Source organism: Roseivivax sp. THAF197b, from assembly GCF_009363255.1.
Taxonomy (GTDB): Bacteria; Pseudomonadota; Alphaproteobacteria; order Rhodobacterales; family Rhodobacteraceae; genus Roseivivax.
Genome location: NZ_CP045318.1, coordinates 189,595 through 212,302, shown reverse-complemented (window position 1 = coordinate 212,302; position 22,708 = coordinate 189,595). Strand labels below are relative to the sequence as shown.

The window sequence follows — 22,708 nt, the reverse complement described above, 5'->3', positions numbered from 1 at the left end:
CTGATCCGGTCACACGTCAACCAAGGAGAAGACACCCATGGCTATCAAAATTCGCCTCGCCCGCGGCGGCTCCAAGAAGCGCCCCCATTACGCAATCGTCGCCGCCGACAGCCGCATGCCGCGCGACGGCCGCTTCATCGAGAAGCTCGGCACCTACAATCCGCTCCTGCCCAAGGACAGCGAAGACCGCGTCAAGATGGACATGGAGCGCGTGAAGTACTGGCTGGGCCAGGGCGCTCAGGTCACCGACCGTATCGCCCGCTTCCTCGAAGCCGCAGGCGAGATGGAAAAGCAGGAGCGTTCGAACCCCAAGAAGGGCACCCCGGGCAAGGCCGCGCAGGAGCGCGCTGCAGAAAAGGCCGAGAAGGCCGCCGCAGCCGAAGCGCCCGCAGAGGACGCAGCAGCGGAAGAGACCGCGGAATAATTCGGGCACCCGGTTCGTCCGGCTCGATCGGAACGCGCGGCGGATAACCCGTCGCGCGTTTTCTTTCGGGGACAGCGTCACTTTCCTGCGGCGGAAGATCGCGGATTCGTGTGCGGGCAGACACAACATCTGGTCAAGACGCCCACCGCGCCTTAGGTATCTGAGTAACAACAGTTCGTATCCGCGCGCAGCGTGCCGTTTCTGCGCCCCCGCACGACATTCGCAGGAGCATCCGCGATGAAGACCCTGATTTCCGTGGCAGCCCTCGCCGCCACCTTGGGCGCCTCGGGCGCGACGATGGCAGCCGCGCAGTCGCAGGCATCGCCCGGCGATCCCGCACTGAGCTTCACCCTGCGCGGCGGCGTCGCCTCCGGCCCGGCCTATTTCGGTGCCGAGGAATATGAATACGCGCCCGATCTGGGCTTCAAGTTCCATTCGATCAATATCGGGCCGCTGGCCTTCGGCGATCCCGACCCGCAGGCCCCCAAGCGCGGCTTCGGCGTGGGCGGATCCTTCCGCTATATCGGACTGCGCGATGCCAGCGAGTATGACCTGCTGACCGGTCTCGATGATATCGACCCGGCCTACGAGCTTGGCCTCGGTGTCAGCTACGCCACCCAGAATTTCAGCGCTTTCGCCGATCTGCGCCGTGGCTTTGGCGGTCACCAGGGCGTTGTGGGCGAACTGGGCGCGGACGTGACCCTGCAGGCCAGCTCCGAGGTGACGCTGACCATGGGGCCGCGCGCCCTGTTCGGCGATGCGGAATTCACCGACACCTATTTCGGCGTGTCCTCCTCGGAGGCCTCGGCGCTCAACCCGGCCTATGACGCCGAGGGCGGCCTGGTCTCTGTCGGCGCTGAGATCGTGATGACCTATCAGATCAACGACGATTGGGGCATCGAGACGGGTCTGACCTGGGATCGCTACATGAACGATGCCGCCGACAGCCCCATCGTCGAGAACGGGCGCCGCGACGATCTTGGCGCGCGGGTGGGACTGACGCGGAATATCCAGCTCGGTTTCTGATCCAGCCCTTATACCAGATTGCGCTTCGACCGCGCCCTGCGCTAACGCTGTGACGCGAAAAGCGAGAGGGATCCTGCCATGTCGGACGATCGCATCTGTGTAGGCGTTGTGGGCGGCGCGTTCGGCGTCAGCGGCGAAGTGCGCCTCAAGAGCTTCACCGCAGAGCCCGACGCGATTGCTGATTACGGCCCGTTCGAGACGGAAGACGGCGCCCGCAGCTTCGACATGCAGCTTGTCCGCCCGATCAAGCAGGGCTTCGCGGTGCGTCTATCCGGAGTACGCTCCAAGGAAGATGCGGATGCCCTGAAGGGCGTGCAGCTGTTCGTACCGCGCACGCGCCTGCCGCAACTGCCCGATGACGAATATTACCACGCGGACCTGATCGGCCTCGCGGTCCTCGACACCGGCGGAGTGGCCTTGGGCACGGTGCGCGCCGTTCTGAACCATGGCGCGGCGGACCTGCTGGAGGTCGCGCAACCCGGCACGAGCCAGACTGCGCTTCTGCCCTTCACCCAGGCAATCGTGCCCACGGTCGATCTGGCCGCGGGAAAGATCATCGCCGATCCGCCTGACGGCCTGTTTGAATAGGAAAAATTCTATAAACCGCCCAGCCGCTGCCAGAACTCTGCCGGATTCACGCACGATGTGTTGCGCGTGCAATGATGGGTGGATTTGGTTTGGACACGCAGCGACTGGCCCTGACGGTACTGGCCTTGATGCCGGGTCTTGTGCTCCTCGCGATCCCCGCGCCCGTGGTGGCGGAGGCGGCGGATGCGTTGGGCATCACGGGCCTAATGGGCCTCAGCGCCCTGATCTCCGTGATCGCGGTTCACGTCTCCGGCTGGCGCATGTCCGGGGTGCCTAGCGCAAGCCGGACCCCGTCGCCTGCCCCCGCATTGGGAGGCCTTCTTCTGCCGCGCGCACATCGCACGCCCCCTGCGGATTTCCCACCGCTCGACCGGCAACGCGCGCATGTGCTGCAACGGCTCAATCTTCGCACCCGGCCCCAGCCGAAACCCTATGGCGCGGCGGAACCGGACCGCGTGGATGACGCTCTGGCCACCGTGATCGGGCATGTGGTCGAGCTGTGGCAGGTGGAAAGGCCCGAGGAACTGACCGATCCGCAGATCCGCGAATTGTACATGCTCGACCGGCTTGCGCGCTCGGCTCCTGCCTCGGCAGGCAGGCTCGCACAGAACTTCCGCAACCCGTCTCTGGCCATCGATATCCGCGACAAGATCGCCGCCTTGCGCACGCGTCGGAAGGACTTCGAGCAGCACCGCGACGCGCTCGAAGCAACGCGGCACCTGTTCAGCACCGGTACAGCGCAGGGCGGCCTGAAAGATGCGGCGACCGTGCCGGACCCCGATCTGTGGCACCATGTCATCACGCAGCATGACCCGACCGACCTCGCGCAACGCGACGCGGCGCTGGCCTGTGTCCTGCAGCGCGACTGCAACAGGGCCACGATCGCCCTTTGGTTCTTCGATCTCGTGATGGACGGCACGCTCGAAGAGGCCGCCCGCGCAGGCGATACTGCCTTCCTCGACAAGGTGCGTGAGGTCATCGCGCGATGGAATGCCCACCGCTATATGCGAGACGAGATCGGCCTTACGCCCGAGGATGCGCTGGCAGACGCTGCGATGGCGGTCGCGCGCCGCCTCGACCGGGTTGCCGAGCTGGCGGGAACACCGCGCTGGGACATGCCGGTCGCCATGTTCGAGCAGTATGACGGCCCCCCGCCGCGGCCGCGCCCGGCCTGGAACATCCCCGAGGGCTGCATCACCACCGCGCCCCGCGACGCCGATTACCTGCCCGCGCCATAGGCCTTTGCTTCCCGCCCGGGAGGGTCTAAAGCCCGCAGCTGAAGCTTGATCGGGACGGACCATTCACCATGCGATCCTACGGGCGCAAATCCATCTCTGCCACGTCGCGCCCGCGGGATCTCATGACCCCCGACGCGGCCCTTGCGGGCGTCTGGACCGCGCAGATCATCACGCTCTTTCCCGAAGCCTTTCCCGGCACGCTCGGCCTGTCGCTCACGGGTCGCGCGCTGAAGGAGCGGCTCTGGCAACTTGAGACGATCCATCTGCGCGATTACGGCGAGGGCAAGCATCGCAACGTGGACGACACACCCGCAGGCGGCGGCGCAGGCATGGTCCTGCGCGCCGACGTGATGGAAAAGGCGATTGCCGAGGCGCGCGCACGCATGCCGAAAGACGCCCCCCTGATCTACCTTTCGCCCAGGGGCCGCCCGTTCACGCAGGAGCGCGCGCAGGCTCTGGCCGCGGGTCCAGGCATGACGCTTATCTGCGGCCGGTTTGAGGGGCTCGACCAGCGCGCTATCGACCATTTCGGCATCGAAGAGGTCTCGATGGGCGACTTTGTCCTCACCGGCGGTGAGATCGCCGCGCAGGCCTTGATCGATGCGAGCGTCCGACTTATACCGCGCGTGCTCGGGAATCAGTCGTCCGTCGAAGAGGAAAGCTTTTCGCACGGACTTTTGGAGCACCCGCAGTACACCAAACCCGCCGTCTGGAACGGTCGCGCGATCCCCGAAGTTCTTCTGTCGGGCCATCACGCGAAGATCACCGACTGGCAGCGGGACCAGGCCGAAAGGCTGACGAAAGAACGACGACCTGATCTCTGGCGGGCTTACCTTCAAGCGCAAGGTAGGGACCCGGATGAAGACCAAGAGCTCTGAGGCGGCAATCACCTTTGCGGATCGAAACCGCAAGCATGTATAGGAGTGGATCAGATGAACCTGATCGCAGAACTCGAGGCGGAACAGATCGCCTCGCTCGGGAAGGACATTCCCGATTTCAAGGCCGGCGATACCATTCGCGTCGGCTACAAGGTGACCGAAGGGACCCGGAGCCGCGTGCAGAACTTCGAAGGCGTCTGCATCAGCCGCAAGAACGGCAAAGGCATCGCGGGCTCGTTCACCGTTCGCAAGATTTCCTTCGGTGAAGGTGTGGAGCGTGTGTTCCCGCTCTACTCGACCAACATCGAAACCATCGAGGTTGTCCGCCGTGGCCGCGTGCGTCGCGCCAAGCTGTACTACCTGCGTTCGCGTCGCGGCAAATCGGCCCGGATCGCGGAAGACACAAACTACAAAGTCCTCAAGGGCGACGGCAAGAAGCCGGTTCAGGGAGCGTCGACATGAGAAAAGGCATCCACCCCGAATACCACGTCGTGACCGTCAAGATGACCGACGGCTCCACGTTCGAGACCCGCAGCGTCTGGGGCAAGGAAGGCGACACGCTGTCGCTCGACATCGACCCGACCGTGCACCCCGCCTGGACCGGTGGCTCCTCGCGCCTGCTCGACCAGGGCGGCCGCGTGTCGAAGTTCAAGAAGAAGTACGAAGGCCTGGGCTTCTAATCCCCGCTTTCATGATGTTTCGGATGACGCCGCCCTTCGAGGCGGCGTTTTTCGTTTCGCACATCCGCTCGAAGAGGGAGGAGATATCCTTCGTTGAAGCGGATGCTTTTCCTAACTTTCGTCACGCCACTTCTGTTGGCCCTCGCAAGGGAACAGCGTGGGTCCGGATCAAGCCCGCGCGAGGTATGGCGCGACGGCTCGACAGCACCCTGTCGCACTCCTAGTGTCTCGCTCAAATCGAGACGATATCGAGCAGCCCATGCAAGCCTTCCTCCTCCGTGCCGCCATGATCTCACTCGCGCTGTTTGTGGCAGGATGCGGGGCCGCGCCTGTGGACCGGGATCCTGCCGTGAGCCAATCCGAAATCCGCGCGCTGGCAGCGGCCTTCGAAGACCTGGCCCCAGAGGTCGATCCCGAGGAAGCGGCCCGCGCCGCCCGGATCGCCATCACCTATCCGCTGGAACTGCGCGCGCTCTACGAGGTGGAGGACGGGCCCGTCCTGCACAATACCAAGGTGAATACCGGATTGAAGCCGCGCGGGCTCTGCTGGCACTGGGCTCAGGACATGGAGCGGCGCATGCGTCAGGAAGGCTTCGAGACGCTGGCCCTGCACCGCGCCGTCGCCCCGCCTCGCAACCTTTTCCGGCTGGAGCATTCCACCCTGATCATGTCGGCATCGGGCGCGCCCATGGAGAAGGGGCTGGTTCTCGATCCGTGGCGCATGGGCGGTGTGCTTTACTGGGGGCCCGTGACGGAAGACCCGCGCTATGACTGGCTGCCCCGGGCCGAGGTTCTGGCCAGCAAGGGCTACAGCATACCCGCGGGCGCGCCGAACACGCTCGTCCCGATCACACGGGATGCTCTGTGACATGCGCCTGCTGCGCCGTATCACAAAACTGGCCGTCGGCCTCTGCGCCTTTCTGTTCCTTGTGGCCTGCGCGTTGCATGTGACCAACAGCACCGCGAGCGATGTGCCCGCGAAGGTGGAGGGCACCCACCGGGTCGCCACGCATAACGTCCATTACATCTTAATGAACGAGGCCGAGGGCGCCTGGTCGCGGGGCGATTGGCAGGCCCGCGCGCCCGCCATGGACGCGGCCTTCAAGGCGATGGACGCCGATATTGTGGCGTTTCAGGAGATGGAAAGCTTCGCGGGCGGCAATTCGGACGATGTGAACCTCGCCCGCAGCTACCTTCTGGAGAACAATCCCGGCTATGCGGCGGCAGCCGTCGGCGATTGGCGCGATTTTCCCTCCACCCAGCCGATCTTCTATCGCACCGACCGCTACGAGCTGGTCGATCAGGGCTGGTTTTTCTTCTCCGACACGCCGGACGTCATTTATTCCCGCACCTTCAACGGCTCCTACCCCGCCTTCGCGTCTTGGGCGCGGTTCCGCGAGCTGTCGGGCGGCACGGAATTTGTCGTGAAGAACGTGCATTACGAATACCGGTCCGGCTCCAACCGCCTTAAATCGGCAGAACTGACGGCGCAGCGGTTAGCGCCCTTCCTGAACGAAGGCCTCCCGGTTCTCCTGGTCGGGGATTTGAATGCACGGCTGGGCTCCGAGACGGCGGGTATCCTTGAAGACGCGGGCCTTGCCTTTCTGGACGTGGACGGCGCGACCTATCATTTCGATCGGGGCATCAACCTCTTCGGTGCCATCGATCATATTGGCCTGTCGCAAGGGATCACGGCCCGCGCCGGTCCCTTCACGCTGCAACGCAAATTCGCAGGCGAATGGCCCTCCGATCACTACCCTGTGCTGGCGGATATCACGCTGCCCGAGTGATCAATCTGCCGCGCCCGGCCTGGCATCGCGTGGCGGCGTTGACGTCGTGACTTCCCTTGTGATGGCACCCAAGATACCGTAGCGCCGGGGACGGGTAACGGAATATCTGGGGAAGCTCGCGTGGCGCATATCATCGTTGTCGGAAACGAAAAGGGCGGTGCAGGCAAGTCTACCGTGTCGATGCATATCGCAACCGCCCTGTCGCGGATGGGCCATCGCGTCGGCACGCTCGACCTCGATCTGCGCCAGCAGACCTTCGGGCGCTACATCCACAATCGCAACGCGACGCTGCAGGCCGAAGGCCTGTCGCTGCCGACGCCGCATTACATGGAGCTCCCCGAGGTCGACAAGGAGACGCTGGCCCCGGGCGAGAACGTCTACGATCACCGCCTATCCGCCGCCGTCGCCGTGCTGGAGCCGCAATCCGATTTCGTGCTGATCGATTGCCCGGGCTCGCATACTCGTCTCAGCCAGGTCGCCCATTCGCTGGCCGACACGCTGGTCACGCCGCTCAATGACAGCTTCGTCGATTTCGACCTGCTCGCGCATATCTCCTCGGATGGCGAGAAGATCGAGGGTCCCTCGGTCTATTCCGAAATGGTCTGGAACGCCCGGCAATTGCGCGCACAGGCAGGGCTCGCCCCGATCGACTGGGTCGTGCTGCGCAACCGGCTTGGCGCGCAGAACATGGTGAACAAGCAGAAGATGGAAAAGGCGCTCGAGCGGCTTTCCAAGCGGATCGGCTTCCGCGTCGCCCCCGGCTTTTCCGAGCGGGTGATCTTCCGCGAATTGTTCCCGCGGGGCCTCACGCTGCTCGACCTCAAGGATGTTGGCGTGAAGCAATTGAACATCTCGAATGTCGCGGCGCGCCAGGAATTGCGCGACCTGATGAAGACGATGAACCTGCCGGGCGTCGAGGTGGCGTTCTGATGGCCGGACCCGGACCCACGCGCGGCGAGCTGATCTTCCGGCTTTGCTTCTCCATCGCGGGTCTGGGGCTTCTCGCCGTTGCCGTCGCAGTGCGTGGCATGCCCCGGGGCGCTGCCCTGTTCGAGGTCTTCGGCATTGCGGGCGCCTTCTTTCTGGGCACGGCGATCTGGACCATCATCAAGCTGCGCAAACGTTGAAGCGGCGGCCTGCGCAGCCTGTGCGCCCTGCGACCGACAGGGGATTTTAGCCCCTATGAGAGCCGCATTAACCGGGCCTTAACCACCCCTGCCGTCCCTTGGCGCATGCGTTGCTTCCTGCCCCTCCTGCTCGCCCTCGCACTCTCCGCCTGCAATACCGGCGGGCCCGGCTTTTCGCGGATCGCGGCGGAGCGCGTGACCCAAAGCGGCAGCACCTTCCTCTTTCGCCGCAACGGTCCCCTGATCGAAGCGCAGCGTGTCTCGCCCGAGATGCTGCCCCGCTTCCAGCCCGTCGCACGCAAGGCAGGCATCGCCGCGCAGGCCCGAACGGGATGCCCCGTCCGCTGGATCGTTGGCGATCAGGCGATGATGATCATGGCATTGGATTGCCCCGGCGGACCGAAGCCACCCAAAATCCCACGGTCGCGCTATTGGAGCTGTGAGGCGATCGGCTATGCGCGCCCTGTGGGTGAGCGCCTCGTCTCCGCCGACGTCAATCTGACGTGTCGCAGGCGGTGAGCGCCTTTTCGTAGAACACGCTCGTGCCGTTCTCCTCATAGGCCCCGAACGGCCCCCGCCGGACATATCCCGCCCGTATGTAAAGGCGGCCCGCTGCTTCCAGAAGATCGCCCGTCTCGAGCCGCAGAAGGGTGATGCCCCGCGCTTGCGCCTCGGCCTCGGCATGGGCCAGAAGCGCTGCGGCCACACCGTGCCCTCGGGCCTCCGGCATCACGAAAAGCGATTTGATCTCCCCGTATTCGCCCGCGGCCTTCAAGGCGACCGTCCCGAGGATTGCGGCGTCATCCCGCGCCGCCCACAGGGTGATCTCGGGTGCGGCCAGCGCATCAAAATCCAGAAAGGAATTATGCTCTGGCGGGAACAGCCGCTGCATCAGCGCATGGCTTTCGCTCAATACGGTCTCGACGCCCTCGGCGCGCGGTGCGGTGGTCTCGATCCTGATCGGCATGGCTGTCCTTTCCACCGCGATAGGGAAGAAGCCCAGACCTTTTCCTGTCAAGGCCGCTACGACTTGCGGTTAGCACCGATATCTTGTGGATAAGCCGGATCTCACAGCGATATACAGGTGGTTTTGTTTGACTCCGAGGGCTGCCAAACCCCAATCTGACGGGAACGGGCGGAATCGGGAGCCAGAGCCTTGCGCTTTTCGAAACTGAAACTGACGGGCTTCAAAAGCTTTGTGGACCCCACCGATCTGGTGATCTCCGACGGGCTGACGGGCGTTGTCGGACCCAATGGCTGCGGCAAGTCGAACCTTCTCGAAGCGCTGCGCTGGGTCATGGGGGAGAACCGTCCGACCGCGATGCGCGGCGGCGGCATGGAAGACGTGATCTTCGCCGGGGCCGCGTCGCGTCCCGCGCGCAACTTCGCCGAAGTGGTCCTTCAGATCGACAACAGCGAACGGCTGGCGCCCTCGGGGTTCAACGATACCGACAGCCTCGAGATCGTCCGCCGGATCACGCGGGATGTGGGGTCCGCCTACAAGACCAACGGCAAGGATGTGCGCGCGCGCGACGTGCAGATGCTGTTCGCCGATGCCGCGACCGGGTCGCACTCGCCGGCCCTTGTGCGGCAGGGTCAGATCTCGGAACTGATCAATGCCAAACCCAAGGCCCGCCGCCGCATCCTCGAAGATGCCGCGGGAATTGCGGGGCTCTACCAGCGCCGTCACGAGGCGGAGCTGAAGCTGAAGAATACCGAGGCGAACCTCGCCCGCGTCGATGACGTGATCGAGAATCTGGCCAGCCAGCTCTCCAGCCTTGCGCGGCAGGCCAAGCAGGCGGCGCGGTACCGCGCCATCGGCACCGATCTGCGGCAGGCCGAAGGGTTGCTGCTTTACCGGCGCTGGAAGGATGCCGACCTCGCCCGCGCCACGGCGGAAGAGGCGTTGCGCGGCAAGCTCGCCACCGCCGCACAGGCCGAACGCACCGCCCGCGACGCGGCGAAGACGCGCGAAAGCGCGGAGGAGGCGCTGCCGCCCTTGCGCGAAGAGGAAACGGTCTCCGCGGCGATCCTTCAGCGCCTGACGGTGGAGCGGGATACCCTGTCCGAGCAGAAGGCGCGTGCCGAAGACACCATCCGCACGCTGTCGCGCCGGATCGAACAGCTGACCCATGACCTCGACCGCGAGGCCGGCCTGAACCGCGATGCAGGCGAGACGATCGAGCGCCTGGAATGGGAGGCGCGCGAGCTGGACAAGGCAGGCCGGGGCTATGACGACCGCCTCGCAGAAGCCGCGGAGCAGGCCTCCGATGCCGCCACGATCCTGCAGGAACGCGAAAGCCTGCTATCCGAGCAGACCGAAGACGTGGCGCGCCTCGCCGCTCGGCACCAATCGGCGCATCGCTACCTTGCCGACACGCAGAAGACACTGGCGCGCAACGCGACGGAGGCTGAAAAGGCACAGGCGCTCGTCACGGAGGCGCAGGAGACGCTTGCCGGCGCCGCCGACACGCGCCACGCCGCCGAAGAGCGTCTTGCCGCGGCGCAAGCCATGGCCCAGCGCGCAGACACGGTCCTGACGGATGCCGAGGCAGCCCGCGCCGAGACGCAGAGCCGCGAAGCCGATGCCCGCGCCGAACGCTCCGAGGCCGAGGGCGAGATGAACGCGCTCCGCGCCGAGGTCACCGCCCTTGCGCGGCTTCTGGATCGCGACACCGCAGAAGGCGGCCAGATCCTCGACCGCCTGCAGGTCGAACAGGGTTTCGAGAAGGCCCTGGGCGCGGCCCTGGCCGATGATCTACGCGCACCCGAAGTGGATGCGGACGGACCCTCGGGCTGGGCGGTCCTGCCCGCCTATGACGTGGCACAACCCCTTCCCGGCGGCGTGACCGCGCTGACGCAGCATGTCTCCGTGCCCGAAGTGCTTGAGCGCCGCATGAGCCAGATCGGGCTCGTTGATGCCGATGAGGGCAATGCGCTACAGGCCGCGTTGAAGCCCGGTCAGCGGCTTGTCAGCCTCGATGGCGATCTCTGGCGCTGGGATGGCTATCGCGCCTGGGCGGAGGACATGCCCTCGGCCGCAGCACTCCGCCTGGAGCAGCTCAATCGGCTGGAAGCGCTGAAACAGGAGAACGCGCGCGCAAGCTCCCGGCTCGACGGCGCGGCACAGGCCCATGAAACGCTGAAAGCGCGGCTCGCTGACCTGACCCGCGCCGACAAGGAGGCCCGCGAGGCCCGTCGGGCTGCCGATCAGGCCGTGACGGAGGCCTCCCGCGCGCTGAGCCGTGCGGAGGCGGATCGCGACATGGCAGAGGGCAAGCTGGAAAGCGCCCGTCTGTCCGTGAAGCGCCACGAGGATGAGGCCGCCGCCGCGCGCGCCCAGGTCGCCGAGGCCGAGCAGGCCGTGGCCGCACTCGGGGATCTGGAGACCGCCCGCGCCGAGGTCGAAGACGTCAAGATGACGGTTGAGGCCGCGCGCATGACGATGATGGCCAAGCGCTCTGCCCATGACGAGATCCGCCGCGAGGGCGATGCCCGCCGGGCGCGCTCCCAGCAGGTGACCAAGGAGCTGTCGGGCTGGCGCCACCGTCTGGAGACGGCAAAGGGCCGCAGCAGCGAACTGGTCGCCCGCAAGGAAACCGCCGAAGCCGAACTGGCAGAGGCCGAGACCCTGCCGGGCCAGCTCGAGGCGGATGAGGCCCGGCTGGGCAAGGCGATTGCGGATGCGGAGGCGCGCAGCAAAGGGGCCGCCGATGCCCGCGCCACGGCGGAGGCGACCCTGCGCGAGGCGGTCGCGGCCGAGCGTGACGCGGAGCGCACGGCCTCCGAGGCCCGCGAAGCTCGCGCCGCCGCCGAAGCCCGCGCAGAAGCCGCACGCGACGCGGTAACGGCCGCCGCCGAGCGCATTTCTGAGGAGCAGGAGACGACACCCGCCAAACTCCTGGAGCGGCTGGATACCGACGCCGAGGCGATGCCCCGCGCCGACGAGATAGAGGCGCGCGTCAACGCCCTCAAACGCCAGCGCGACGCCCTCGGTGCCGTCAACCTGCGGGCCGAGGAAGATGCCCGCGAGGTGCAGGAGGAGCATGATCTGCTCCTGTCCGAGAAAACCGACCTCGAAGAAGCCGTGAAGACCCTGCGCTCTGGCATCGCCTCGCTCAATCGCGAAGGGCGCGAGCGGCTGCTGACGGCCTTCGAACAGGTGAACGCCAATTTCTCGCTCCTGTTTACGCATCTTTTCAACGGCGGCGAGGCGAACCTCGTCATGGTCGAAAGCGACGATCCGCTGGAAGCGGGGCTCGAGATCATGTGCCAACCGCCCGGCAAGAAGCTCTCGACCCTGTCGCTTCTGTCCGGGGGGGAGCAGACGCTGACGGCGCTGGCGCTCATCTTCGCGGTTTTCCTCGCGAACCCGGCGCCGATCTGCGTGCTCGACGAGGTGGACGCGCCGCTCGACGACGCCAACGTGACCCGCTTTTGCGACATGCTGGACGAGATGTGCCGCCGCACCAACACGCGCTTCCTGATCATCACGCACCACGCGGTAACCATGGCCCGCATGGACCGTCTCTTCGGCGTCACGATGCAGGAACAGGGCGTCAGCCAACTCGTCTCGGTCGACCTCAAGAAGGCCGAGAAGATGGTCGCCTGAGGCGCGTATCGGGCGTCCTCAACGCCTCTTTAACCATGTTGTCCCTCTATGGTGCCGTCGCGACACATCGCGGCGCAAGGAGGTGATCCAATGTGAGTGAAGATCAATTTCGAAGATGGATGGTCGTCATCGCGGTGGCAACGCTGTGCGTGACGATCCTCCGGCTCTGGATCGGCCAGTAGGCTGAAAAAGAGTGACCCGGCGGAGAGGCAACTCTGCCGGGTCTATTTTGAGGCGATCATGTGAGCGCACCAATTTCGATGTCTCACTGAATACCATATTTCTTTCCATTGCGTAAAGATCCCGCAGCGCCCTGCCTCGCGACCCGCTTACAACCGGTTCAGCAAGTCCCGCGTCGGCCAGGCATCGGCCGGAAGGCCCAGTTCTCGCTGCACATCGCGCACCGCGGCCCGCGTGCCCGCCCCGAGGATGCCATCCGCACCGCCGACATCGTAGCCCCGCGCCTGAAGCTTCTGCTGCAAGGAGACCATCTCTTCGCCCGACAACCCCGCCGATGGGTTGCCCGCATCGTAGACCGGTGCGCCCTCCAGCCGCGTCGCAAAATAGGCCGCGGTCATGACGTAGGTAAAGCTCTGGTTCCATTCGAAATAAACGCTGAAATTGGGATAGGCGATGAAGGCCGGCCCGTCCTTGCCCTGCGGGATGACGATGGAGGCGCCCGGCCCCGAGCCATCGAATGTGCCATCGCGGGGTGCCACGCCCATGGCGCGCCATTCCTCCACGCTCTTTTCGGTCTCGAGCCCGGCCTGGTACCAGTCGAAATTCTCCGGCAGGCGCACTTCCTCGATCCAGGGCGCGCCCGGACGCCAGCCGAGATCGGCGAGCATCGCGGCGCCGGAGACCAGCGCATCCGGTGCCGAATTCTTCAGATCGACGCGCCCGTCACCATCGCCGTCGCGGCCGTTCTCCAGGATGTCTTCCGGCAACATCTGCACCATGCCGATCTCCCCGGCCCAGGCACCGGTCGTGCGCGCGGGGTCGAAGGCGCCCTGCTCGAACAGCTCCATCGCCGCGAAAATCTGCGGGCGGAAGATCTCGGGCCTGCGGCAATCATGCGCCAGGGTCACCAGTGCGTCGGCCGTGTTGAAATCGCCCTGGAAGGCGCCGTAATCGGTCTCGAAGGCCCAGAAGGCCAGAAGCACACCGCGAGAGACGCCATATTCCGCTTCGATCCGGTCGAAGATCGCATCGTATTGGCGGCCAAGCTGTTGTCCGCGGTCCAATCGGTTCTGACTGATCAGCTTGCGCGAAAACTCCAGGAACGGTGCCTGAAAGAAGCCCTGCTGACGGTCGCGGTTCAAAACCGACTGGCTCTGGCGAACGGGTGCGAGGAACCGCTCTGCCACGGACGGGTCGATCCCCCGGGCCTGGGCCTCTGATTTCAGACCGGCGAGGAAGTCCGAAAATCGGCCCCCGCAAGCGGTGTCTGCGTGAAGGGGGCCTGCGGTGAGGGCAAGCGTGAAGGCGAGTAGGCGGATCATGGAATATCCTGAATTCTGATACGGTTGTCCGACGCTAACAGTGCTGCCGCCCCGGTGAAAGATCGGCGGGAATCCGAGCAGAATGGCGCCACCCGGAAATAAAACCTAGGTCTGACGCATCTTTTGCCTGATATTGTCGACAGAATCCCGGCTCGTCTGGACCTGCATGAATATCCTGATCGTCGAAACCAATCCCGATCTCGGTCGCCTGTGGCAAAGCCATGTGGAGCGGCTTGGTATGGACGTGACCAGGACCGAAAGCCAGGCAGGCGCGGCCCATGCCATCCAGACCCAGCATTTCGATCTGATCGTTCTGAACCTTCTGCTCGAAGATGGCAGCGCCTTTGCCGTGGCCGATTTCGCAAGTTACCGGCAGCCCGATTGCAAGGTCATCTTTGTCAGCCGTTCGAGCTTTTTCTCCGACGGCTCGATCTTCAATCTATGTGCCAATGCCTGTGCCTTTGTCCCCGCGGGCACCGCGCCCGAGGATCTGGCGGCCATGGCCGAACACTACGCCTCGGAGCCGGGCGGCACGCGCTAGGCGCACCAACCCCGCGTAAATCAGGCCGCGCGGAGCCGCTCCCGCCCATGCGGCGCATCGAGATCGAGCGCGGGTCCAATGGGCACGATCCGATGCGGATTGATCGTCTCGTGGCTGTAATGGTAGTGGCGCGAGATATGCGCAAAATCGACCGTGTCGGCCACGCCGGGCCATTGGTAGAGCTCGCGCAGATAGCCGGACATGTTGGGGAAGTCCGTGATCCGGTTGCGGTTGCACTTGAAGTGACCGTGATAGACCGTGTCGAACCGAATGAGCGTGGTGAACAGGCGCCAATCGGCTTCGGTGATCCGGTCCCCCATGAGGTAGCGCTTCTGCGACAGCCGATCCTCGATCCAGTCGAGCGACGCAAACAGCGGCCGCACCGCGTCCTCATAGGCCTCCTGCGTCGTGGCGAAGCCGGATTTGTATACACCGTTATTGACCGTGTCGTAGATGCGCGCGTTCAAGGGTTCGATCGCCTCCCGCAGCGCCTCGGGCCAGTAATCGTCCGTATTGCCCGTCAGCCCGTCAAAAGCGGAGTTCAGCATGCGGATGATCTCGGCCGATTCGTTCGACACGATAGTCTCGCGCTCGCGGTCCCACAGGATCGGCACCGTGACGCGACCCGAGATCTCGGGGTCCGCCTTGAGGTAGATATCCCGCGCAAAGGGCAGACCGTAGAGCCTGTCGCCCGTGGCGCCTGGGAAATCCGTCTCGAATGTCCAGCCATCGGACAGCATGTCCGGATGCACCACCGAGACGTCGATATGATCCTCGAGCCCCTTGAGCTTGAGGAAAACCAGCGCTCGGTGCGCCCAGGGGCAGGCAAGACTGACATAGAGGTGATAGCGGCCGCTCTCGGCCGGAAAGCCCCCCTCACCCGACGGACCTGCCGACCCATCCGCCGTAATCCAGTTCCGGAACTTTGTCTCGGACCGGACGAATTTGCCGCCGGTTTTCGACGTGTCGTACCAGGTGTCGTGCCATGTGCCGTCAACGAGTTGACCCATCGGAGCCTCCCTTTTCTGCTGACGAACAGATATACCGGGCGGCAAACCGATCCATTCCCGCTCTCCGCGCGCGCCTCGTGCGTCACCGCACAGCGGGCCGCCCCTCACGTTCGGACCAGAAATACCTCCGGAGAGCACGAGAGGCTGGCCTCTCGTACGCCGCGGACCGGCTCGATGCCGGTCTGCGGTGTCACTTGCGCCAGTGGAAGGGCACGATGATCAACGATCCGATCGAGGCGGCAATGGCGTTCCAGCCCTGCCGACCGAACCCCACACCGAACATGATCGAGACGAAGTAGAACAGGAAGGCGCCGCCGATGCAGATGATCACGCTTTGCAGGATGCCGTTATGGGTGAACCCCGTTTTCTCCGCCGCGACGCCCACTAGGGCTGCGATGACAACTGTACCGATAAGGGTGGGAAGCATCAGTCGTCCTTTCCAAGAATGGTGCCCGCGGGCAGATCCGTGCCGCGCAAGAAGTCGTCCGCATCCTGCGCGCCGCGTCCGGGCTTCTGCGCGCGGGTGATCTCCACCGCGCCTTCGCCACACGCGACCCGAAAGCCGCCTTCCAGAACCTCGCCCGGCGCGCCCGATCCCTCCGCAAGCCGCGATCCCAGCAGTTTCAGCCGTGTCTCGCCTGCCTCGGTCCAGGCACCGGGCCAGGGTGCGAGCCCCCGGATCTGACGGTCGACGATGCGCGCCGGGCGCGTCCAGTCGATCCGCGCCTCCGCCTTGTCGATCTTCTCGGCGTAGCTCACGCCCTCGGTCGATTGCGGCTCGGGCGTCAGGCTGCGCAGCTTCATCAGCGTCTCGACGATCATGCGCGCGCCCATCTGCGAGAGCCGATCCTGCAGCTGGCCGGTCGTCTCCTCCGCGCCGATATCGAGCGCTTCGGCCATCAGCACGGGCCCGGTATCGAGCCCGGCCTCCATCTGCATGATCGCGATGCCAGTCTGCGTATCGCCCGCCATGATGGCCCGGTGAATGGGCGCCGCCCCGCGCCAGCGCGGCAGAAGCGAGGCATGGATGTTGATGCAGCCATAGGTCGGCGCATCGAGCACCGCCTGCGGCAGGATCAGACCATAGGCCACGACCACGGCGGCTTCCGCCCCATGCGCCGCGAACGCCTCCTGCGCGTCGGCATTCCGCAGCGATTTGGGATGGTGCACAGGCAGCCCCAAGGCCTCGGCCCGCGCATGCACCGGCGTCGGACGGTCCTTCTTGCCGCGCCCGGCAGGTCGAGGCGGCTGGCAATAGACCGCCGCGATATCGTGGCCCGCATCGACCAGCGCATCCAGAACCGGCACCGCGAAATCCGGCGTGCCCATGAATATCAAGCGCATGGAACCTCCCAAGTGATCCTTGCGCCTTGGTCCTAGCCCGCGCGGCCCCTCGTGGAAAGGGCCGCGCGCTTTCTTATGCCTTGTACTTCTTGATCTCGCCCGAGCGCAGCTTGGCGCTGTAATTCGTCAGCTCCCGCTTCACGATCGGCATCAGGAAATAGAGCCCCAGCACGTTCACGACCGCCATGGCGAAGATCGCCGCATCCGAGAAGTCGATGACCGGGCCGAGATTGGCCGAGGCACCGATGATCACGAAGAGGCAGAAGATCACCTTGAAGACGACCTCCTTGGTCTTTCCCTCGCCCACGAGGAAGGTCCAGGCCTTCAGGCCGTAATAGGACCAGCTCAGCATCGTCGAGAAGGCAAACAGGATCACCGCCAGCGCGAGGATGTACTTGAAGCCGTCGATCTCGGACGAGAAAGCCGCCGAGGTCAGCGAGACACCGGTATTGCCACCCACCGTCTGGATCGCGTTCCCCGCCTCGGTCAGCACGAACAGCCCGGTTTCGGGATCGGTGATGAGCTGATCTGTGATGATGATGACAAGCGCGGTCATGGTGCAGACGACGACGGTGTCGATGAAGGGCTCCAGCAGCGACACGAAGCCTTCGGTGATGGGCTCCTTGGTGCGCACGGCGGAGTGCGCGATGGCTGCCGATCCCACGCCCGCCTCGTTGGAGAAGGCCGCGCGGCGGAAGCCCTGGATCAGCGCGCCGACCATGCCGCCTGCAACGCCGAGGCCCGTGAAGGCGCCCTCGAAGATGCGGCCGAAGGCGGTGCCGATCTGATCGGCATTCATGGCGATGATGATGATCGCCGTGCCGACGTAGAGCACCCCCATGAACGGCACGACCTTTTCCGTCACCCGCGCGATGGATTTCAGACCGCCCACGATCACCGCGAAGACGATGCCCGCAAAGACGATGCCCGTGATCCAGCCCGGGTAATCCCCGAAGACGCCGGCAAGCTGCTGATGCGCCTGGTTGGCCTGGAACATGTTGCCGCCGCCCAGCGCTCCGAAGATGCAGAAGATCGAGAACAGAACCGCGAGGATGCCGCCGCCCGGCAGACCGCGCTCCGCAAAGCCGCGGGTGAGGTAATACATCGGCCCGCCCGACACCGTCCCGTCGGGATATTCGTTGCGGTATTTCACCCCGAGCGTACATTCGGTGAACTTCGACGCCATGCCCATGAGACCCGCAAGGATCATCCAGAACGTGGCCCCCGGCCCGCCGATGCCGATGGCGACCGCAACACCCGCGATGTTGCCAAGGCCCACCGTGCCCGACAGCGCCGTGGCCAGCGCCTGGAAATGGCTGACCTCACCCGCGTCATTCGGGTCCGAGTAATCGCCTTTCACGAGGGCTATGGAATGGGCCGCCCAACGCAGCTGCACGAAGCCGAAATAGAAGGTGAAGACCGTCGCCGCGACAACCAGCCAGCCGACGATCCACGGGAAATTGGTGCCAGGGAAATTGGAGAAAATCAGGCTGACGAACCAGCCGGTGGAATTTGCGAAAATCGCGTTCACGGTCTCGTCGATGCCTTGCGCCGCGGCGGGTGCCGCGAAGGCCAGCAAGGCCATGACGCCCAGGAAAATACGGGAAAATGTCATGAGATGTCTCCTCACGGAACGATGGTACAGGGGATTGTGGCGATCTGTATGAGCGTCGCCGCCGTCGAGCCGAAAAAGCGCGCGGCGAGACCACCATTGCCGTCACGTCCGACGACGATCTGGCTGGCCCCGTGGTCCTTGGCCACACGGGTCAGGATTTCGGCGGAATGGCCGTACTGGATGACGGGCGTGATCTCGACGCTGCTGCCCGACACCCGTTCCAAGGCGGGTTTCACGACGGCGCTTTCGGCGCGGGCCAGCTCTTCCTTGCGGCGCGAATGACGCTCCGCCAGCTCTTCCGCGGTCAGAAAGGAATAGGGCGACCATTCAAGGACATGCACGAGGATGATCGACGTGTCTTGCGACTTTGCCACCGTCAGGGCGTGGTCGAGGGCGCGGTGCGACGGCTGCGAGCCGTCATAACCGACAAGGATGGGAGCAGGCATCTTGGAACTCCGTGATGAGGGACTGAGAAGCGAGAGCGTAGACCCGCCCGCCCGACCTCCAAAACGATTTGTTACAAAACCTTCAGATTTGGCGGAAAGTGCCGTCCTCAAAGGCAAAAGCATGACGCCCCTCAAGGCGCACGGGCACCAGCGGACGACCGTAACCCGCCCCGCCATCAAGGTTCAGCCGATTGCCGTAATGGCATGGCGCCTCCAGCGCGGTATGGCCGTGCACGATCAGCTTGCCGTGGTCCTGCGGGGCGGACAGGAACGGCTCGCGGATCCAGAGAAGATCGCGCCTCGCCTGCCTGGCGAAGGGCACACCGGGCTGGATGCCTGCGTGACAGAAGAAGTGGTGCTCCGTCTCGAAGGACAGTCGCAGGCTGCGCAGGAAGGTCACATGCGCCTGGGGCACGGTGGCGCGCATCTCGGCATGGATGTCGGCGTCGGGGCGGCGCGGATCGGGGTCGACGCCGTAAGACGCGGTCGTGGCGCGTCCGCCGACAATGTCCCGCAGCCAGAAGGCAGGCTCCTTCCGCGAGGGTGCGGGCCCGAGCAGAAAATCCAGCATCATCTCGTCGTGGTTGCCCATGAGGAAGGTCCAATCGGCCCCGCTGGCCTGCCCTTCAATCAGGATGTCGAGGACGCCGCGACTGTCCGGGCCGCGATCGGTGTAATCCCCCAGAAAGACCACAGGCGCGTCTTGCCCGTCCTGCGCGATCGCGTCGAGCGCCCGCTGCAGCGCGTCCCGCTGGCCGTGAATGTCACCGATGGCATAGATCATGCAGGGCTCCTTCGGACGAATTGCGGATACGGCCCTTCAAACGATGAGGCCGCGGGCGTGCACCCGCGGCCCCTGACAGGATAACGCGTCCGGCCCGATCAGGCGACGTCGAATTCCAGCGGCTTGACCTGCTGGAACATGCCCGTGCCGTGGAGCTCTTCCACAACCGTGTCGTTGATCCGGTCATCGACGTAAAGCAGCGCAATCGCCTCGCCATGCGCCGCGGCACGGCCCAGGGTGAAGTTCGCGATGTTCACGCCGTTCTTGCCCATGGTCATGCCGAGCGTGCCGATGATGCCCGGCACGTCTTCGTTGGTGGTGTAGACCATGTGGCGGCCGACCTCGGCGTCGATATTGATGCCCTTGATCTGGATGAAGCGCGGCTTGCCGTCCGAGAAGACGGTGCCCGCGATGGAGCGCTCGCGCTTTTCGGTCTTCACGGTCACCTTGATGTAGCCCTCGAAGGCGCCGGACTTGCCCTGGTTCGTGGTCGACAGCTTGATGCCACGCTCCTTCGCGATGAGCGGGGCCGAGACCATGTTCACCTCGGGATTCACGCGCTTCATGATCCCTGCGATCAGGCTGCAATTCAGCGCCTCGAGGTTCATCTCCGCAACAGAGCCGTCATAGAGGATGTTGATCGCCTTGATCGGCTCATCGGTCATCTGCCCGACAAAGGCGCCGAGATGCTCGGACAGCTTGATCCAGGGGCCCATGACGCGGGCTTCCTCGGCGGTCACGGACGGCATGTTGAGCGCGTTGGTCACAGCGCCCGTCAGCAGGTAGTCGGCCATCTGTTCCGCGACCTGCAGGGCGACATTCTCCTGAGCCTCAGTGGTCGCAGCACCGAGATGCGGGGTGCAGACGACGTTGGGCAGACCGAAAAGCGGGTTCTCGGTTGCGGGCTCCTCGGCGAAGACGTCGAAGGCGGCACCGGCCACGTGGCCCGATTTCAGAAGATCCGCGAGAGCTGTCTCGTCCACGAGACCGCCACGCGCGCAGTTGATGATCCGCACGCCCTTCTTGGTCTTCTCGAGGTTTTCGCGCGACAGGATGTTCCGGGTCTGGTCGGTCAGCGGCACGTGCAGCGTGATGAAATCGGCGCGCGACAGAAGCGCGTCCAGCTCGACCTTCTCGACGCCCATCTTGTCGGCCTTTTCCTCGCTGAGGAAGGGATCATAGGCCACGACCTTCATCTTCAGGCCGCGCGCACGGTCGCAGACGATGCCGCCGATATTGCCCGCGCCGATGACGCCCAGCGTCTTGCCGGTCAGCTCGACACCCATGAACTTCGACTTCTCCCACTTGCCCGCATGGGTCGACGCGGAGGCCTCGGGGATCTGGCGCGCCACGGCGAACATCATCGCGATGGCGTGCTCGGCGGTGGTGATCATGTTGCCGAAAGGCGTGTTCATGACGATGACGCCCTTCTTCGAGGCGGCATCCTTGTCGATATTGTCGGTACCGATGCCCGCGCGGCCGATGACCTTCAGGTTCGGCGCATTCTCGAGGATCTTCGGCGTGACCTTGGTGGCCGAGCGGATGGCGAGGCCGTCATACTGGCCGATGACTTCGGCGAGCTTGTCCTTGTCCTTGCCGAGATCGGGCTGGAAATCGACGTCGATGCCGCGATCGCGGAAGATCTGGACGGCGGCGTCCGACAGCTTGTCGGAGATGAGAACCTTGGGTGCAGTCATGTGCATCATGCCCCGGATATGTTCCGGGGCCTCCTGGAATTGTGGGGGAGGAAGAGGACCCGGATCACGGTCCGGGACCTGTTGCGCATCATTCGCAGGGTGGGTGAAAAACCACCTCAGGCCGCCTGGGCCTGTGCCTGCAGCTCGGCGTGATAGGCCCAGTCGAGCCAGGGCAGCATCGACTCGATATCCGCCGTCTCGACCGTACCGCCGCACCAGATCCGCAGACCGGCAGGCGCATCGCGGTAGGAGCCCACGTCGAGCGCGACACCCTCGGCTTCGAGCCGCTTCTGCACGGCCTTGGCGAAGGCCGCCGGATCGGCAATGGCCGGGTCCGTGAACTTCAGGCAGACGGAGGTGTTCGACCGCGTCGCGGGATCGCTTGCGAGGTTGTCGATCCAGTCATTGGCGTCGCAGAAATCCCAGACCGCCTGTGCGTTGGCATCTGCCCGCGCCATCAGGCCCGTGAGACCGCCCACGGACCGCGCCCAGTCGAGCGCGACGAGGTAGTCTTCGACCGCCAGCATCGAAGGCGTGTTGATCGTGGCGCCTTCGAAGATGCCGTCAATCAGCTTGCCGCCCTTTGTCAGGCGGAAGATCTTCGGCAGCGGCCATGCGGGTGTGTAATTTTCCAGCCGCTCCACCGCGCGCGGTGACAGGATCAGGATTCCATGCGCCGCCTCGCCGCCCAGCACCTTCTGCCAGGAGAAGGTCGTCACATCGAGCTTGTCCCAGGGCAGGCCCATCGCGAAGGCCGCGGACGTCGCATCGCACAGGGTCAGACCCTTGCGATCCGCCGGGATCACGTCGCCCGAGGGCATGCGCACGCCGGACGTGGTGCCGTTCCAGGTGAAGCAGACATCGTTGTCGTAGTTGAGCGACGCCATATCGACGATTTCGCCGTATTCGGCGGTGTGAACCTGGTGCTCGATCTTCAGCTGCTTGACCGCGTCGGTGACCCAGCCCGCGCCGAAGCTTTCCCACGCGACCATCTCTGCCGGACGCTCGCCCAGCATGGTCCACATGGCCATCTCGTAAGCGCCGGTATCGGAGGCGGGCACGATGCCGATCTTGTAATTCTCGGGGATGCCCAGAACCTCGCGCGTGCCTTCGATGGCCGCTTTCAGCTTGTCCTTGCCCACCTTGGCGCGGTGGGACCGGCCGAGGGCTGCATCAGACAGCTTGTCGAGGGAGAATCCGGGGATCTTGGCGCAAGGGCCAGAGGAAAAACGCGGATTTGCCGGCCGCGTTGCCGGTTTCGTGGTGCTCATGATGGCTAACCTTCCAGATAGTCGCCCTTCGTTGGGGAAGGGTGTCCCACCGCCGCATGTACTGCCCAACCCCCGGCGCGGCAAGCCTTGTTCTGCAGGCAAGGCCGATTTGGCGCAGGGCGGGGCTAACACGGC

At 64.8% G+C, this 22,708-nt stretch carries 24 protein-coding genes; 14 read left to right on the top strand and 10 right to left on the bottom strand.

Going from position 1 to position 22,708, the window contains the following annotated elements; all coding sequences use genetic code 11:
• The first annotated feature begins 37 nt into the window (after positions 1-37).
• The 12 genes from rpsP to FIV09_RS01010 all read left to right on the top strand — a co-directional run bounded on the left by rpsP (position 38) and on the right by FIV09_RS01010 (position 8,270).
• A complete protein-coding gene (gene rpsP / locus FIV09_RS01065) occupies positions 38-424 on the top strand; it encodes a 30S ribosomal protein S16 (RefSeq protein ID WP_152448245.1) in 387 nt (128 codons plus the stop codon).
• A gap of 237 nt (positions 425-661) precedes the next feature.
• A complete protein-coding gene (locus tag FIV09_RS01060; protein WP_152448244.1) occupies positions 662-1,450 on the top strand; it encodes a MipA/OmpV family protein in 789 nt (262 codons plus the stop codon).
• Positions 1,451-1,528: 78 nt separating this feature from the next.
• Positions 1,529-2,038, top strand: coding sequence for a ribosome maturation factor RimM (rimM, locus tag FIV09_RS01055; protein WP_152448243.1), 510 nt, complete (start codon positions 1,529-1,531; stop codon positions 2,036-2,038).
• Positions 2,039-2,127: 89 nt separating this feature from the next.
• A complete protein-coding gene (locus FIV09_RS01050; RefSeq protein ID WP_152448242.1) occupies positions 2,128-3,276 on the top strand; it encodes a hypothetical protein in 1,149 nt (382 codons plus the stop codon).
• Positions 3,277-3,344: 68 nt separating this feature from the next.
• Positions 3,345-4,154 carry a tRNA (guanosine(37)-N1)-methyltransferase TrmD gene (gene trmD / locus FIV09_RS01045; protein WP_152448241.1) on the top strand — a complete coding sequence of 270 codons (810 nt, stop codon included), beginning with the start codon at positions 3,345-3,347 and terminating at the stop codon, positions 4,152-4,154.
• 54 nt (positions 4,155-4,208) lie between these two features.
• The gene (gene rplS / locus FIV09_RS01040) at positions 4,209-4,616 is read left to right on the top strand and encodes a 50S ribosomal protein L19 (RefSeq protein ID WP_152448240.1); all 408 of its coding nucleotides are present in this window, start codon (positions 4,209-4,211) and stop codon (positions 4,614-4,616) included.
• Positions 4,613-4,834, top strand: coding sequence for a 50S ribosomal protein L31 (gene rpmE, locus FIV09_RS01035; protein ID WP_152448239.1), 222 nt, complete (start codon positions 4,613-4,615; stop codon positions 4,832-4,834). Before rplS ends, rpmE begins: the two co-directional genes overlap by 4 nt.
• A gap of 349 nt (positions 4,835-5,183) precedes the next feature.
• The gene (locus tag FIV09_RS01030; protein WP_216646440.1) at positions 5,184-5,702 is read left to right on the top strand and encodes a hypothetical protein; all 519 of its coding nucleotides are present in this window, start codon (positions 5,184-5,186) and stop codon (positions 5,700-5,702) included.
• Position 5,703: 1 nt separating this feature from the next.
• On the top strand, positions 5,704-6,624 hold the full coding sequence (locus FIV09_RS01025) for an endonuclease/exonuclease/phosphatase family protein (RefSeq protein ID WP_152448238.1): 921 nt from the start codon (positions 5,704-5,706) through the stop codon (positions 6,622-6,624).
• Positions 6,625-6,744: 120 nt separating this feature from the next.
• Positions 6,745-7,554 (top strand): division plane positioning ATPase MipZ, encoded by an 810-nt coding sequence (locus FIV09_RS01020; protein ID WP_152448237.1) that lies wholly within the window; start codon positions 6,745-6,747, stop codon positions 7,552-7,554.
• The gene (locus FIV09_RS01015) at positions 7,554-7,751 is read left to right on the top strand and encodes a hypothetical protein (protein WP_152448236.1); all 198 of its coding nucleotides are present in this window, start codon (positions 7,554-7,556) and stop codon (positions 7,749-7,751) included. The genes FIV09_RS01020 and FIV09_RS01015 overlap by 1 nt, the downstream gene beginning before the upstream one ends.
• Positions 7,752-7,856: 105 nt before the next feature.
• Positions 7,857-8,270 (top strand): hypothetical protein, encoded by a 414-nt coding sequence (locus FIV09_RS01010; RefSeq protein WP_152448235.1) that lies wholly within the window; start codon positions 7,857-7,859, stop codon positions 8,268-8,270.
• On the opposite strand, the gene FIV09_RS01005 is transcribed toward FIV09_RS01010, so the two are convergent.
• Positions 8,245-8,718: a GNAT family N-acetyltransferase gene (locus tag FIV09_RS01005; RefSeq protein WP_152448234.1), complete on the bottom strand. Its 474-nt coding sequence runs from the start codon at positions 8,716-8,718 to the stop codon at positions 8,245-8,247. The genes FIV09_RS01010 and FIV09_RS01005 overlap by 26 nt on opposite strands.
• 189 nt (positions 8,719-8,907) lie before the next feature.
• Between FIV09_RS01005 and smc the strand changes: the two genes are divergently transcribed.
• A complete protein-coding gene (smc, locus tag FIV09_RS01000) occupies positions 8,908-12,363 on the top strand; it encodes a chromosome segregation protein SMC (protein ID WP_152448233.1) in 3,456 nt (1,151 codons plus the stop codon).
• 329 nt (positions 12,364-12,692) lie between these two features.
• On the opposite strand, the gene FIV09_RS00995 is transcribed toward smc, so the two are convergent.
• Positions 12,693-13,865 (bottom strand): lytic murein transglycosylase, encoded by a 1,173-nt coding sequence (locus tag FIV09_RS00995; protein WP_152448232.1) that lies wholly within the window; start codon positions 13,863-13,865, stop codon positions 12,693-12,695.
• A 166-nt stretch (positions 13,866-14,031) separates the two neighbouring features.
• Between FIV09_RS00995 and FIV09_RS00990 the strand changes: the two genes are divergently transcribed.
• Positions 14,032-14,406, top strand: a complete 375-nt coding sequence (locus FIV09_RS00990; RefSeq protein ID WP_152452265.1) for a response regulator — start codon at positions 14,032-14,034, stop codon at positions 14,404-14,406.
• A gap of 20 nt (positions 14,407-14,426) precedes the next feature.
• Here FIV09_RS00990 and FIV09_RS00985 read toward each other — a convergent pair whose 3' ends face one another.
• The 8 genes from FIV09_RS00985 to FIV09_RS00950 all read right to left on the bottom strand — a co-directional run bounded on the left by FIV09_RS00985 (position 14,427) and on the right by FIV09_RS00950 (position 22,573).
• Positions 14,427-15,416: a glutathione S-transferase family protein gene (locus FIV09_RS00985; RefSeq protein WP_152448231.1), complete on the bottom strand. Its 990-nt coding sequence runs from the start codon at positions 15,414-15,416 to the stop codon at positions 14,427-14,429.
• 190 nt (positions 15,417-15,606) lie between these two features.
• Positions 15,607-15,843, bottom strand: a complete 237-nt coding sequence (locus FIV09_RS00980) for a hypothetical protein (protein ID WP_152448230.1) — start codon at positions 15,841-15,843, stop codon at positions 15,607-15,609.
• Positions 15,843-16,760, bottom strand: coding sequence for a methionyl-tRNA formyltransferase (gene fmt / locus FIV09_RS00975; RefSeq protein ID WP_152448229.1), 918 nt, complete (start codon positions 16,758-16,760; stop codon positions 15,843-15,845). Before fmt ends, FIV09_RS00980 begins: the two co-directional genes overlap by 1 nt.
• 73 nt (positions 16,761-16,833) lie before the next feature.
• The gene (locus FIV09_RS00970; protein ID WP_152448228.1) at positions 16,834-18,375 is read right to left on the bottom strand and encodes a sodium:alanine symporter family protein; all 1,542 of its coding nucleotides are present in this window, start codon (positions 18,373-18,375) and stop codon (positions 16,834-16,836) included.
• Between the two features lie 11 nt (positions 18,376-18,386).
• Positions 18,387-18,821, bottom strand: coding sequence for a universal stress protein (locus FIV09_RS00965; protein WP_152448227.1), 435 nt, complete (start codon positions 18,819-18,821; stop codon positions 18,387-18,389).
• Positions 18,822-18,903: 82 nt separating this feature from the next.
• Positions 18,904-19,605, bottom strand: coding sequence for a metallophosphoesterase family protein (locus tag FIV09_RS00960; RefSeq protein WP_152448226.1), 702 nt, complete (start codon positions 19,603-19,605; stop codon positions 18,904-18,906).
• A gap of 98 nt (positions 19,606-19,703) precedes the next feature.
• Complete coding sequence (gene serA / locus FIV09_RS00955) at positions 19,704-21,302, bottom strand: phosphoglycerate dehydrogenase (RefSeq protein ID WP_152448225.1); 1,599 nt, start codon at positions 21,300-21,302, stop codon at positions 19,704-19,706.
• 116 nt (positions 21,303-21,418) lie between these two features.
• Positions 21,419-22,573 carry a phosphoserine transaminase gene (locus FIV09_RS00950; RefSeq protein ID WP_152448224.1) on the bottom strand — a complete coding sequence of 385 codons (1,155 nt, stop codon included), beginning with the start codon at positions 22,571-22,573 and terminating at the stop codon, positions 21,419-21,421.
• Positions 22,574-22,708 lie beyond the last annotated feature (135 nt).

Coding starts and splice junctions, on each gene's coding strand:
- FIV09_RS01015 (WP_152448236.1), top strand. CDS start 7,554: ATGGCCGGACCCGGACCCACGCGCGGCGAGCTGATCTTCCGGCTTTGC.
- FIV09_RS01010 (WP_152448235.1), top strand. CDS start 7,857: ATGCGTTGCTTCCTGCCCCTCCTGCTCGCCCTCGCACTCTCCGCCTGC.
- FIV09_RS00970 (WP_152448228.1), bottom strand. CDS start 18,375: ATGACATTTTCCCGTATTTTCCTGGGCGTCATGGCCTTGCTGGCCTTC.
- FIV09_RS00990 (WP_152452265.1), top strand. CDS start 14,032: ATGAATATCCTGATCGTCGAAACCAATCCCGATCTCGGTCGCCTGTGG.
- FIV09_RS00960 (WP_152448226.1), bottom strand. CDS start 19,605: ATGATCTATGCCATCGGTGACATTCACGGCCAGCGGGACGCGCTGCAG.
- rpmE (WP_152448239.1), top strand. CDS start 4,613: ATGAGAAAAGGCATCCACCCCGAATACCACGTCGTGACCGTCAAGATG.
- FIV09_RS01060 (WP_152448244.1), top strand. CDS start 662: ATGAAGACCCTGATTTCCGTGGCAGCCCTCGCCGCCACCTTGGGCGCC.
- FIV09_RS00965 (WP_152448227.1), bottom strand. CDS start 18,821: ATGCCTGCTCCCATCCTTGTCGGTTATGACGGCTCGCAGCCGTCGCAC.
- rpsP (WP_152448245.1), top strand. CDS start 38: ATGGCTATCAAAATTCGCCTCGCCCGCGGCGGCTCCAAGAAGCGCCCC.
- FIV09_RS00995 (WP_152448232.1), bottom strand. CDS start 13,865: ATGATCCGCCTACTCGCCTTCACGCTTGCCCTCACCGCAGGCCCCCTT.
- rimM (WP_152448243.1), top strand. CDS start 1,529: ATGTCGGACGATCGCATCTGTGTAGGCGTTGTGGGCGGCGCGTTCGGC.
- FIV09_RS00980 (WP_152448230.1), bottom strand. CDS start 15,843: ATGCTTCCCACCCTTATCGGTACAGTTGTCATCGCAGCCCTAGTGGGC.
- rplS (WP_152448240.1), top strand. CDS start 4,209: ATGAACCTGATCGCAGAACTCGAGGCGGAACAGATCGCCTCGCTCGGG.
- serA (WP_152448225.1), bottom strand. CDS start 21,302: ATGACTGCACCCAAGGTTCTCATCTCCGACAAGCTGTCGGACGCCGCC.
- fmt (WP_152448229.1), bottom strand. CDS start 16,760: ATGCGCTTGATATTCATGGGCACGCCGGATTTCGCGGTGCCGGTTCTG.
- FIV09_RS00950 (WP_152448224.1), bottom strand. CDS start 22,573: ATGAGCACCACGAAACCGGCAACGCGGCCGGCAAATCCGCGTTTTTCC.
- trmD (WP_152448241.1), top strand. CDS start 3,345: ATGCGATCCTACGGGCGCAAATCCATCTCTGCCACGTCGCGCCCGCGG.
- FIV09_RS01025 (WP_152448238.1), top strand. CDS start 5,704: ATGCGCCTGCTGCGCCGTATCACAAAACTGGCCGTCGGCCTCTGCGCC.
- FIV09_RS00985 (WP_152448231.1), bottom strand. CDS start 15,416: ATGGGTCAACTCGTTGACGGCACATGGCACGACACCTGGTACGACACG.
- FIV09_RS01005 (WP_152448234.1), bottom strand. CDS start 8,718: ATGCCGATCAGGATCGAGACCACCGCACCGCGCGCCGAGGGCGTCGAG.